The sequence below is a fragment of the Luteimonas saliphila genome, assembly GCF_016774335.1.
GTDB classification, from domain to species: Bacteria; Pseudomonadota; Gammaproteobacteria; order Xanthomonadales; family Xanthomonadaceae; genus Luteimonas; species Luteimonas saliphila.
Genome location: NZ_JAETWA010000026.1, coordinates 137234 through 149999, shown reverse-complemented (window position 1 = coordinate 149999; position 12766 = coordinate 137234). Strand labels below are relative to the sequence as shown.

General features: G+C 71.4%; 9 protein-coding genes. 5 read left to right on the top strand and 4 right to left on the bottom strand.

Features of this window, described 5'->3' with window-relative positions; genetic code table 11:
- Positions 1–2 precede the first annotated feature (2 nt).
- The 4 genes from JMO03_RS06435 to JMO03_RS06420 all read right to left on the bottom strand — a co-directional run bounded on the left by JMO03_RS06435 (position 3) and on the right by JMO03_RS06420 (position 4187).
- Positions 3–1589 carry a DUF4129 domain-containing protein gene (locus JMO03_RS06435; protein ID WP_202841651.1) on the bottom strand — a complete coding sequence of 529 codons (1587 nt, stop codon included), beginning with the start codon at positions 1587–1589 and terminating at the stop codon, positions 3–5.
- Positions 1579–2685 carry a stage II sporulation protein M gene (locus JMO03_RS06430; RefSeq protein ID WP_202841650.1) on the bottom strand — a complete coding sequence of 369 codons (1107 nt, stop codon included), beginning with the start codon at positions 2683–2685 and terminating at the stop codon, positions 1579–1581. Before JMO03_RS06430 ends, JMO03_RS06435 begins: the two co-directional genes overlap by 11 nt.
- Complete coding sequence (locus tag JMO03_RS06425) at positions 2682–3365, bottom strand: RDD family protein (RefSeq protein WP_202841648.1); 684 nt, start codon at positions 3363–3365, stop codon at positions 2682–2684. Before JMO03_RS06425 ends, JMO03_RS06430 begins: the two co-directional genes overlap by 4 nt.
- 273 nt (positions 3366–3638) lie before the next feature.
- Entirely contained in the window at positions 3639–4187 is a 549-nt protein-coding gene (locus tag JMO03_RS06420) for a gamma carbonic anhydrase family protein (RefSeq protein ID WP_202841797.1), read from the bottom strand.
- Between the two features lie 60 nt (positions 4188–4247).
- On the opposite strand from JMO03_RS06420, the gene JMO03_RS06415 reads away from it, so the two are divergent.
- The 5 genes from JMO03_RS06415 to JMO03_RS06395 all read left to right on the top strand — a co-directional run bounded on the left by JMO03_RS06415 (position 4248) and on the right by JMO03_RS06395 (position 12585).
- Positions 4248–5663 carry a coniferyl aldehyde dehydrogenase gene (locus JMO03_RS06415; RefSeq protein WP_202841646.1) on the top strand — a complete coding sequence of 472 codons (1416 nt, stop codon included), beginning with the start codon at positions 4248–4250 and terminating at the stop codon, positions 5661–5663.
- A 358-nt stretch (positions 5664–6021) separates the two neighbouring features.
- Positions 6022–8034, top strand: coding sequence for a TonB-dependent receptor plug domain-containing protein (locus tag JMO03_RS06410; protein ID WP_202841644.1), 2013 nt, complete (start codon positions 6022–6024; stop codon positions 8032–8034).
- A complete protein-coding gene (locus JMO03_RS06405; RefSeq protein WP_202841636.1) occupies positions 8022–8534 on the top strand; it encodes a YfiR family protein in 513 nt (170 codons plus the stop codon). Before JMO03_RS06410 ends, JMO03_RS06405 begins: the two co-directional genes overlap by 13 nt.
- 38 nt (positions 8535–8572) lie before the next feature.
- Positions 8573–10414, top strand: a complete 1842-nt coding sequence (locus JMO03_RS06400; protein WP_238345942.1) for a putative bifunctional diguanylate cyclase/phosphodiesterase — start codon at positions 8573–8575, stop codon at positions 10412–10414.
- Complete coding sequence (locus tag JMO03_RS06395; RefSeq protein WP_202841626.1) at positions 10411–12585, top strand: sensor domain-containing protein; 2175 nt, start codon at positions 10411–10413, stop codon at positions 12583–12585. The genes JMO03_RS06400 and JMO03_RS06395 overlap by 4 nt, the downstream gene beginning before the upstream one ends.
- Positions 12586–12766: the final 181 nt, after the last annotated feature.

Below are 12766 nucleotides of genomic sequence, written 5' to 3'. Positions count from 1 at the left end.
CTTCATCGCGCCCACCCGAAGCGTTGTGACAGCTCGCCGAGCAGCGATTCGAATTCCTCTTCCGCCGGCAGATGGCGCGCGTAGGCGGCGTATTGCCAGACGCGGACCATGCGCGCGAACGCATTGCGGTCGTCGGCGTCGGGCAGGCCGCGCGAGGCGCGCAGGCACTGCGCTTCGGTCGCCCCCGGCACGAGGGTGACGCCGGCACGCGCGACCATCGCCTCGACGCTGCCGCGGTACAGCAACGCCAGCGCACGCCGCGGCCGGCCCTCGCGCCACAGCCGGCGCGCTGCCGCAGCGAGGTCGGCGGGCAAGGCCTCGGCATCGGGCGCCGCCACCTGCACGATCCCGCTTTCGGGCACGGGCGTGTCGCGCAGTCCGCGCATCCACGGCCACCAGCGCTTCGCGGTGAGCGCCAGCGCCAGCAGCAGCAGGCCGAGCAGCAGCCACAGGCCGTACTCGCCCACCACCGCGATCACCCGTCCCAGCGCCAGCAGCCAGGGCGGCGCCTTCGCCGGTGGCTCGGGTTCGCTGCGGTCGCGCCGCTCCCAGCTGCGCTCGATGCGGCTACGGTCGAGCAGCGGGTCCTCGTAGGCGCGCTTGACCGCCTGGCGGAACGGGCGGGCGTCGACCACCGCTTCCTCGCCGAACACCCGCGCCAGAGTGGACGCTTCCCCTTCGGCCGCCGAGGCTCCGGGGTGCGGCTTCGGTGGCAGGTGCGCGGCGCGCTCGCGTTCGTCCTGGATGCGCTGCGTCGCCTGCGCGGCTGCTGGCGCCGGCGCCAGCAGCCCCAGCGCCAGCGCGCAGGCGGCAAGCGCCAGGCCCGCCGCCTGGGCTAGGCGCGCACGCATCCGTCGCAGCGCGAGCTCGATGTCCCAGGCTTCGATCCGCACCCGGCGGCTGAGGTACAGGCCGAAGCCGGCGCCGACCAGGAACGGCTCGATGATCGACAGCGCCAGCCACAGCGCGGCGTTGAACGCGAGCTGCGCGCCGCGCGGCGGCTCGTCGACCACCAGCGCCCACATCGCCCGCGCCGACTCCGACAGCAGCTCGGCCGGCACGAACATCAGCACCAGCGACAGCAGCGAGGCCAGCAGCGACAGCACGAACAACTGGCACACCAAGGTGAGCAGGAAGGCATGGCCCTGGATGCCGTCGACCACGACCCGGCGCCGGAGCCGCAGCGCCTCGCCCTCGACGCCTTCGAGCAGTTCCACCGGCATGCCGATGCAGCGCCACGGACTGAAACGCGCCCACGACAGTCGCGCGCCCAGCCCCCGCCAGCCCCAGCCGCGCTGCGCGGCCAGCGTCTGCCGCGGCGTGGGCGGGTCGTCGAACACCGCGCGCGAAAGCACGAACAGCACGATGCGATCGAACAGCGGCAGCAGCCACCACGTCGCCAGCGCCGCCAGCCACAGGGCATCGATCGCCCATGCGGCGGCGTTGAACAGCGCGAATACCGGCAGCGTGGCCGCCGCCCACGGGCGCCAGATGGCGCCGGCATGGCGGCGCACCAGGGCCATCCCAAGCTCCACCGCCTCCCAGGGCAGGCGCGGGCGCAGTTCGACCCGGACCTGGTCAAGGCGCATGCGGCGATGCCCCGGTTCGCTGCCGTCCAGGGCGGGACGCCAGCGCGGGCGGACCTGCCGTTGCCGGCCGCTCGCCCGGCAGTCCGACGCGGCGCTGCCGCGAAAGCACGTCGTCGCCTCGCCCACCCAGCGCCAGCCAGCCCAGCACCAACGCCCACAGCACGCCGCCGACGCCGAACTTCACCGCGGCCGGGATCGAACCGGTCGAAGACCAGAACGCCTCGACGAATGCGGCGAACAGCAGCATCGCCAGGATCCCCAGGCACAGCCTGGCGCCGACGCGGCCGGCCTCGACCAGCGCGTCCACCCGCCGCAGCCGCCCCGGCGCCAGCAGCGCCAGGCCCAGCCGCAATCCCGCGGCGCCCGCGATCACGATCGCGACCAGCTCCGGCGCCGAATGCCCGGCCACGAAGCGCCAGAACGGATCGCCATGGCCGATCGCCTGCAGGTGCCCGGCGACCACCCCGAACACCACGCCGTTGAACACCAGTACGAACGCCGTGCCCACGCCCGCCAGCAGCCCGGCGGCGAAGGTGCGGAAGCCGATGCTGACGTTGTTGAGGATGTAGTGGCCGAACATCGCCATGTCGGTGCCGCTTTCGCGGCCGAGCGTGTGGGTCGGGTCGGCCGGGTCGTACATCGCCTCGAAGCGCGCCAGCTCCTGCGGCTCGAACACGCTGTGCGCGAGCTCCGGCCACTGCTGCACGGCCAGGAACAACGCCAGCGTCGGCAACGCGAACAGCGCCACCGACAGCCACAGGCAGCCGCGCTGCGCGCGTACCAGGGTCGGGAAGTCGGCGACCAGAAAACGCAGCGCGCGCCGCCACGGCGGCGGCGGTGCGCGGTAGAGCACGTCGTGGCCGCGCTGCATCAACGCCTGCAGGCGCTCGGACACCTGGGGGCTGTAGCCGCGCCGGCGCGCGAGCGCCAGCTGCTGGCACAGGCGCCGGTAGCGCGCGGGCATGTCCTCGTCGCGCAGGCCGTCCGTGCCCTGGGCCGCGCGCGCGCGGTCGGTCCTGCCGCCGCGTCGCTCGAGCCACGTCTCGAACTCGCGCCACTCGGCTTCGTATCGCGCGACGAACGCCTCCTGCCTCACGATGCCCGCCCCAGCAGCCAGTGGGCGATGCCGAACAGGCGCTGCATGCCGGACTCGCCACGGGCCCCGGTGAGCGGCGCGGCGATGTCGGCCAGTTCCTGCCGGCGCTGCGGCGTGAGCGCGTACGCGCGCTCGGCGAAGGCGACCACCGCCGCCTGTTCGCCGGGCAGCAGCGGCACCGGCGGTACCGTCGCCGGGCCGCTCGGCAGCGCCACCGCGCCACGCACGCGCGGCACGTGCACCACCATCGTCCGCGCGACCATGTCGCCGAGCCGCCGCCCCCACGGATCGACCAGGCTCGAGGCCAGGCCGAAGGCGTAGCCGAACGGCAGCATGTCGACGGTCCGCATCAGGTTGCGCACGAACGAGGCCATCCAGCCCACCGGCGCGCCGTCGGCGGAGACCACGCGCAGGCCCAGCGCGCGCTTGCCCGGGGTCTGTCCGTCCCACAGCGCCTCGAACGCCACCGGGTACGCCCAGATCACCAGGAACAGGAACACCAGGTACACGCCGGTGCCGAAACGGCCGAGCAGGGAGAGGAACATCGAGGCCAGCAGCACCAGCCCTAAGCGGATCCCCAGGTCGATCAGCCACGCGAACGCGCGCGGCACCGGACCGGCCGCAGGCAGCCGCAGCGCGACGCCCTCGGGCGTGTGGATCTCGCGAACCGTATCGAGCATCAATCCGCCATCGCGTCCGGCGTGGCGACCTTGCGCACGCAGCTTCCGACTGCCACGTCCCTCTCCCCCCGTCCGTCCAAGCGCCCGCCGCATCGATCCTCGCACACCGCCCTACTGTAGCGCGGGGCACCGCCGCACACGCCTCGCCGGCGACACCCGCCGTAGGAGCGCCTTCAGGCGCGGGCTTTCCGTGGAACCTCCGGCGGCGTAACGAAACGCATCGCGCCTGAAGGCGCTCCTACGAGCCGCCGTGCGCCCGGACGCAACGGAACATCAGGCCGGCGTCTCGCCCAGGTAGTCGTCCTTGAGCCGCACGTAGTGCCGCGCGCTGTAGTACAGCGCCTCGATCTGCGCGTCGTCGAGCCGGCGCACGAAACGCGCCGGGTTGCCGAGCCACAGTTCGCCCTCGCCGACCACCTTGCCGGGCGAGACCAGCGCGCCGGCGCCGACGAAACCGTGCTTGCGCACCACCGCGCCGTCCATCACCACCGCGCCCATGCCGACCAGGCAGGCATCCTCGATCCGGCAGGCGTGGATGATCGCCTTGTGGCCGATGGTGACGTCCTCGCCGATCACGGTCGCGAAGCCGCCCGCCTTCAGGTGCGGGCCGTCGTGGCTGACGTGGATCACCACCCCGTCCTGGACGTTGCTGCGCGCGCCGATGCGGATGTAGTTGACGTCGCCGCGGACCACGGTCATCGGCCAGATCGAGACGTCGTCGCCCAGCACCACGTCGCCGATCACCTCGGCGGAGGGATCGATGTACACGCGCTGCCCCAGTTCGGGCAGCTTGCCGCGAAAGGCGCGCAGTCGGGTGGCCATGGCTGTCATGGCGCGCATTGTAGTGCCTGCGCTCGACCGGCCCCGTCTACACTGCGTTGCATGCAGCCCGCCGCGGACCCCCCGGCCGACGACCTCGCGCCCACGCTGGCGCGCCTGCGCCATGCCTGGCAGGCGGCGAAACCCGGTCACGCACAGCGCCACGACGACCTGTTGCGCCTGCGCGAGGCCCTGAAGCGCCGGCTGCCGGAAATGGCCGAGGCGATCGCCGCCGACTTCGGTCATCGCTCTCACCACGAGTCGCTGGTGGCCGACGGCATGACCGTGCTGACCGAGATCGACCACCTGCGCCGCCGCCTGCGCGGCTGGATGAAGCCGCGCCGGATCGGCAGCGGCTGGCGCTTCTGGCCGGCGCGCGCGGAACTGCGCCACGAACCGCTGGGCGTGGTCGGCGTGATCGCGCCCTGGAACTACCCGGTCAACCTCGCCCTGATCCCGCTTGCGACCGCGATCGCCGCCGGCAACCACGTCTACCTCAAGCCGTCCGAACACACGCCGCGCAGCGCCGCGTTCCTGCGTTCGCTGCTGGCCGAGGTGTTTCCCGACGACCGGGTCGCGGTGGCGACCGGCGACGCCCGGGTCGCCGCCGCGTTCGCCGCGCTGGCGTTCGACCATCTCGTGTTCACCGGCTCGACCGCCGTCGGCCGCAAGGTGATGGCCGCGGCCGCGGCCCACCTCACCCCGCTCACGCTCGAGCTCGGCGGCAAGTCGCCGGCGATCGTCTGCGCCGACGCGCCGCTCGAACGCGTCGCGGCGCGGCTGGCGACCGGCAAATGGTTCAACGCCGGACAGACCTGCATCGCGCCCGACTACGTGCTGCTGGTGGGCGATGCCGCGCGCCGCGACGCGCTGGTCGCGGCGCTGCAGGCCGAGGCGACCGCGCGCTACGGCGACCTGCGCGAGGCCGGCGACTACACCCGCATCGTCAACGACGCCCAGTTCGCGCGCTTGCAGGCCCATCTCGACGACGCCCGCGCGCGCGGCCTGCAGGTGGTGGCGCTTGCGCCGACGCACGATCCCGGCGGGCGCCTGTTCGCGCCGACCCTGGTGCTGGAACCGGGCGACGACGCCACCGTGATGCAGGAAGAGATCTTCGGCCCGATCCTGCCGATCCGCAGCGTCGCCTCGCTCGACCACGCGATCGCCGAGGTCAATGCGCGCGAGCGGCCGCTGGCGCTGTATCCCTTCAGCGACGACCGCGCCAGCGTCGAGCGGATCCTGCAACGCACCCTCGCCGGCGGCGTCACCGTCAACGACACCCTGATCCACTTCGGCATCAATGCCCTGCCCTTCGGCGGCGTCGGTGCCAGTGGCATGGGCGCCTACCACGGGCGCGCCGGGTTCGACGCGATGAGCAAGCAGTTGCCGATCCTGTGGCAGCCGCGGCGTGCCGGCAGCGATCTGCTGAAGCCGCCGTACGCGAAAATCTCGAAGATCATCGGTTTTCTCGTGCGCTGAAGCTGAACCGAGCCGCCGAACGGTGTCCCGGACGACCAGCACGCCTCGGGCGGTCGAACCCGCCGCCCGCCGCAACCCGTCCTGGCTTGCGACGCAGGCAGGACGCGAGCAGCCCGTCGCCCGGCGAAAGCAGGCAGCATCCGGCCGTGGATCCGCACAGCCACGGCACTCGCAACGCAGCGACCGGGCACCGACTTCGCGGACAGCACGGCGCCGCTCCGGATGGCCCACCCGCCATCGACAGGCCTGCCTTCCGACGGCCGGCGTTCAGGGAAAACGCCTTTAGAAGCAGGCGTCGGCGGCCGATATGGACCCCGAGGAATCACGTCCGCCACCACCGACCGCCATGTCCCTTCCCATGCTCCGCCGCCGATGCGTCCGCGCGTCCCGCACGCGCCCGTCGCCGCCCCGGTCCCGGCTCGTCGCCGCGTTGCTGCTGTGCGTGGCGGCAGCGGGCCTGCATGCACAGGACGCACCGGACCTGTCGACGATGTCGCTGGAGGATCTGCTCGACGTGGAGATCGTGACCGCGTCGCGCTTCGAACAGAGCATCTCCCACGCACCCTCCGCGGTCCAGGTCATCAGCGCCGACGACATCCGCACGCGCGGCTGGCGCACGCTTGCCGAAGCGCTCGCCAGCCTGCCCGGCCTGTATCTGAGCGACACCGGGCTGTACACCTACCTGGGCGCACGCGGGCAGCTGCGCGCCGGCGACTACAACACCCGCTTCCTGCTGTTGATCAACGGCCACCGGGTCAACGACCCGGTGTACAGCCAGAGCCCGGTGGGCGGCGAGTTCCCGCTGGACATGTCGCTGGTCGAACGCATCGAGTACGTGCCAGGCCCCGGTTCGGCGGTCTACGGTTCGAATGCGTTCTTCGGCGTGATCAACGTGCTGACCCGGGATGCGTCGACCTTCGGCGAGGGCGAGTTGCGTGCAGGCGTCGCCAGCTTCGGAACCACGGACCTGCAGGTCAGCGTGCCCGTGGCGGCGGGCGGCGCGACGACACTGCTGTCGGCGCGGCAGTTCCACACCCGTGGGCGCGACCTGCATTTTCCCGAGTTCGCCGACACGCCGTCCGGGGGGCACGTGCGCGGCCAGGACGACGAACGCGTGCGACAGCTGTTCATCAGCCACCGCCAGGGAGGCCTGGCGCTACAGCTGGTCGCCGGGGATCGCCGCAAGGAGGACCCGGTGGCGCCCTACGAGCAGACGTTCGCCGCGCCCGGCGCCGAGGTCCAGGACCGGTGGATCGATTTCGGGGCGCACTACCAGCGCCGGCTCGGCGGGGCCACGGATGCGAGCGCGCGACTGGACGTGATCGACTACCGCTACCTCGGCGACTACGTCTACGGCGAGGACGCGCCATACCTCAACCGCGACGTGGCCTCGGGCCTGTCCGTGGTACTGGGCGGGCAGCTCGTCACCCGGGCGAGCGAGCGCCATACCCTGGTCGCGGGCGCCGAAGTCCAGTTCGACCGTTCGGTCGTGCAACGCAACTTCGACGTGCGGCCCTACGCCAGCTACCTGGACTCGCGCGAGAACACGGCGAGCTGGGGCGTGTTCGTGGACAACGAGATCCGGCTGTCGGACGCCTGGCGCTTCAGCGGCGGGCTTCGTGCGGACCGCAGCGACCTGGGTACGCTGCGCCTGAGTCCGCGCATGGCGCTGATCTCCGCGCGACCCGACGACACGGTCTTCAAGCTGATCGTGGGCCAGTCGTATCGCTCGCCCAACGCCTACGAGCGCTACTACGAAGTCGATTCCGACGAAGGCGCACAGCTCGCCAATCCCGGGCTCGGCGCCGAGCACGTGCAGACCGCCGAACTGTTCTACGGCGTCGCCTTCTCCCCGCGCAGCCGCGCGGAACTGAGCGTCTACCGCTACCGGCTGCGCGACCTGATCACCCTGGTCGAGGTCGACGAAGGCGTCCTCACCCTGACCAACGCCGGCCGCGCGTCCTCGCGCGGCGCGGAACTGGCCTACGTCCATCGCAGTCCGGGCGGACTGCTGCTGCGCGCCAGCTATGCCTACGCCGAGGTCGCCGACGCGCTGGAGCCGCGACCGCTGAACGCGCCCCGGGGCAATGCGCGCGTCTCGGCCTCGTGGCCGCTGGCGACGGACCTGGGCATGACGCTCAGCGCCCAGCACGTCGGGCGCCGGGCGAGCAGGTCGGGAACGGTCCCGGCCTACTCGGTGGTCAACGCCCACCTGCTGTGGCAGCCGCGCCACCTGCCGCTGGCGCTGTCGCTGGGGGTGAGGAACCTGCTGGACGCACGCTATGCCGATCCGGTCGGACCGGAATTCGCCCCGGATGCGGTGGAACGTCGGGGCCGCGAACTCCGTCTCGAGACGACATGGCGCTTCTAGCCCGCCAGCGAGCCACGCGGCGCGGGGCCAGGATCGGCATCGGCGGCTTGCTGCTCGCGGTGTCGGCCGGCAGCGTGTGCCATGCCCAGGTCGACGAGCACTCGCTCAAGGCCGCGTTCGTCTACAACATCGCGGCGTTCGCGCAATGGGACGAAGCGACGGCGGAGGCGCTCACCATCTGCCTGCAGGTCGATGCGCGGCTGGAGGCGGCGATCGCCGCACTGTCCGGCCGTTCGCTCGCCGGGCGCCCGGTGCGCGTGCGCTGGGCGAACCCGGTCGCCGGCTGCGACGTGCTGGTCCATGATGCGGATACGCCGGTGGCCGCGGCATCGGACACCCTGGTGATCTGCGACGCCTGCCAGCTGCCCGACGGCTCGACCGCGGTTGCCTTGGTGCGGGAGGGCAACAGGATCCGCTTCGACATCGACGCCACGCGCGCCCGGGCTGGCGGCATCACCCTCAGCAGCCAGTTGCTGCGACTGGCCAGGCGTGTGCTGTGAGCATCCTCGCGCTCAGGCCGGCCTCATCCAGCCTGCGGATGAACACCATCGGCGCCGCCCTGGTCCTGCTGCTCGCCGGGACCGTCCTGATGCTGATCCAGTGGGTCGATATCCGGCGCGAGTACACCGCCGATGCCCAAGCGCAGGCGCGGGTCATCGCCTCCAGCAGCGCCGCGGCCGTGATGTTCGGCGATGCCGAGGGCGCGCGCGAAACACTGGCCCCGCTGGCGTCGGTGCCCGCGGTACGCCGGGCCATCCTGCACGACAACGATTCGAACCCGATCGCAAGTTATCCCGAATCCGTCGCTGGCGGTCCGGCGGCCATGGGGAGTCCGTGCGGATTCGATTGCGCCTGGGTCAGCGCGCCGGTGCTGCTGCGCGACCGCCAGGTGGGCGTGGTGCAATTGCAGATCGACATGACCCGCGCGCACGCGCGTCTGCTGGGCCTGGGGATCGCCTTCTGCATCGCCTCGCTGGTGGCCTACGCGCTGGCGTATCCGCTGATGAAGCGCATGCGCGAGCGCGTGCACGGCGCCGAGGCGCAGCTGCGCTATCTCGCGCACTACGATCCGGTGACGCGGCTGCACAACCGCAATGCCTTCAATGCGCAACTGGAGAGCTGCCGCGCCCGGGGCGAGCGAATGGCGTTGATCCAGCTGGACCTGGACCGCTTCAAGGAGGTCAACGACAAGCTCGGCCACCAGGGCGGCGACGAGTTGCTGCTGCAGGTGGGCAGGCGGATCTCCGGCGCGCTGGGAAGCGAGCAGTACCTGTTCCGGCTGGGCGGGGACGAGTTCGCGCTGGTGCTGGTGGGCGCCGATGCCATCGCCCGGGTCCACGACACCGCCGAATCGATCCTCGGCCGATTCTCGGCGCCCTTCCTGGTCGGCGGCCTCAGCCTGGGCGTCACCGCCAGCGCCGGCATCAGCCGCTGGCCCGACGATGCCGAGCGCCTGGAGGAACTGGCGGCCAACGCCGACATCGCCATGTACTGCGCCAAGCGCGAGGGTCGCAACCGCGTCGCGGTGTTCGAGCCGCGGCTGCGCGAGGCCCAGCTGGCGCGGATCGGCATCCGCGATGCGCTCGGCCAGGCGATCGCCGCCGGCCAGCTCGAACTCCACTACCAGCCCCAGGTGTGCGCCCGGACCGGGCGCCTGCAGGGGGCCGAGGCGCTGTTGCGCTGGACCCATCCCGAGCTCGGCACCGTGCCGCCGTCCACCTTCATCCCGATCGCGGAAGAGGGGTCGTTGATCATCGAACTCGGCCGCTGGGTCATCGCCGAGGCCTGCCGCCAGATCGCCGCCTGGCACGGCCAGGGACTGGGACACGTGCGGCTGGCGGTCAACCTGTCGATGCGCCAGACCCGCGACGAGGCGTTGCCGGGCTTCATCGACGAAGTGCTCGATGCCACCGGCGTGCCGGCGCGCTGCCTGGAACTGGAGGTGACCGAGAGCGTGCTGATGGAGGACACCGACCTGGCCGTGTCGCAACTGGCGCGCCTGCGCGCGCGCGGGCTGCAGCTGGCGATCGACGATTTCGGCACCGGCTATTCCTCGATGGCGTATCTCCGGCGCCTGCCCATCGACAAGCTGAAGATCGACATGGCCTTCGTGCAGGCCGTTCCGGGGGAAGGCGAAGCCATCGCCACCGCGATCCTCGCGATGGCGCGGGCATTCGGCCTGAGCGTCGTGGCCGAGGGCGTCGAGACCGCCGAGCAGCGGGATTTCTTCCGGCACGCGGGCTGCCAGCAGCTGCAGGGCTATTTCATCGGCCGGGCCTTGCCGGCCGGGACATTCGCTTCAGAATGGCTGGAGTACCCTGCCGGGAAAGAGGGGCTGTCCGTCCCCTCGTGGGACGCACTACCGCTGGCACCACGATGAGTCCGCACGCGACCTCCGGAACGTCGAAGCCACCCGCGCTGTCCGCGCGCGGCGAGCAGACGATGGACCAGGTCTGGATCCGCAACCTGCTCGACGCATCCGACGAAGCCATCTACTTCAAGGACCTGCAGAGCCGCTTCATCCGGGTCAGCCTGGGCATGGCCAACCTGCACGGGCTCACCCAGGACCGCATGTGCGGGCTGACCGACTTCGACCTGTTCGCCGAGGCGCACGCGGCCGACGCGCTGGCCGACGAGCAGCAGATCATCCGCACCGGCGTGCCGATCCTGAACAAGGAAGAATGCGAGAGCTTCGCCGACCGGCCGACGCGCTGGGTGGCCACCAGCAAGTTCCCGCTGCGCGACCTCGACGGCACGATCATCGGCACCTTCGGCGTGTCCCACGACATCACCCGGCGGGTGCTGGCGGAGCAGGAGATGGTCCGGCTCGCGGAAGCGTCGGCGCTGGCCAGCGCCGGTCTCGCGCGGGTCGAGGCCCAGCTGCGCTCTGTCCTCAACGGCTCCGCCGACGCGATCGCGCAGTACGCGCCCGACCTGCGCTACCGCTACATCAACCCCGCCGGCGAGCGCCTGCGGGGCATGTCGCTGGCGGAACTGGTCGGCCGCACCGACCGCGAGATCGGGCCCGACGCGGAAGCGGCCGAGTCCTGGGAAGCCGCGCTGCGACAGGTGCTGACGACGGGAAAGCCGCGCGAGCACGAGTTTTCCATGATCGTCCCCGGCGACAAGGAGGGCTGGTTCCACACCACCTTGTCTCCCGAAACGGATGCGAGCGGCGCCGTCGTCGGCGTCCTCACCTCCACCCGCGACGTCACCGTGAGCAAGATGGCCGAACGGGCGCTCGCCCACCAGGCGATGCACGATCCGGTGACGGGCCTGGCCAACCGCTACCTGCTGATGGACCGGCTGGGCCAGGCGCTGCTGCGGATCGAGCGCACGCCGGGGCGGGTCGTGCTGATCTTCGTCGACCTCGACCACTTCAAGGCGGTCAACGATTCCTACGGGCACGAGGTCGGCGACGAGGTCCTGATCGAACTGGCGCGCCGGCTGACCGCCCTGGGCCGCCGCGAGGACACCGTGGCCCGGCTGGGCGGAGACGAGTTCGTCATGCTGTGCGAGAACGTCCGTACCGACGGCAACGTGCGCGAGATCGCCGGAAGGATCGTGCGCGCGCTGGCCGAGCCGTTCGACGTGAGCGCCGGGCTGCAGGTGCGCCTGTCCGCCAGCGTCGGCGTCGCCGTGACCGGGGACGCGACGGCGCGCGCCCCGGACCTGCTGCGCAACGCCGATACTGCGATGTACCGGGTCAAGCAGCAGGGGCGCAACGGCTTCCACGTCTTCGACCCCGCGGTGGACGTGGCGACCGACGACCAGCTGCGTCTCGAGGCGGACCTGCAGCATGCGCTCGGCCGCGGCGAGCTCGCCCTGGTCTACCAGCCCCTGCTCTCGCTCGGAGACCGGCGCCTGCTCGGGTTCGAGGCCCTGCTGCGCTGGCAGCATCCGACCCGGGGCACCCTGCTGCCCGGCGATTTCCTGCCGCTCGCCGAGCGCATGGGCCTGATGGGCCTGATCGGGGCATGGGTGCTCGACACCGCATGCAGTCGCCTCGCCACCTGGTCCGCCGGCCGCGCCGAGGCGTCCGGCGCGGAGCCGCTGAGCATGGCGGTCAACGTGTCCGGCAGCCAGTTGCGGGCGGTGGGCCTCGTCGACCAGGTCCGCAGCGCGCTCGCCACCCACGACATCGCGCCATCGTCGCTGCGGCTGGAGATCAGCGAACGCGAACTGATCCACGGCGACCCGCGGGTCGAATCCGCGCTGGCCGAGCTGGGCGAACTGGGCGTGCAACTGGCGGTGGACGATTTCGGCGCCTCGGTGACCTCACTGGCCCGGTTGCCACGGGTCCTGGTCAGCGTGGTCAAGCTCGGACGCTTCGCCGACCTGCGACAACGCGACGTGGTCGCGGCCGTGATCGCCACCGCCCACGGACTGGGCATGAGCGTGGTCGCGGGCGGGATCGAGGACGCCGAGCAACTCGCCGAACTCAGCGCCCTGGCCTGCGACGACGGCCAGGGCTTCCTGCTCGGCCGGCCGCTGGAAGAGTCCGCCGTCGATCACCTGCTGCGCGGCGGCAAGGCGTTCCCGGGCGTGTAACATCGTCGGGCTGGGGCCTGTCGCCCGTCGCTTGCAAGTTTCGAATGCGCATCGCCAGCTGAAGTAAGAAGCGACATTTCACTGTATCTCTTAGTGTCTCAAAACGTCCAAAAAAGACTTGTTTCTGGCTGTTTTCGACGTATCGATTGTTTCAAGAAATGTCATGCGATTCCTTGAAAGC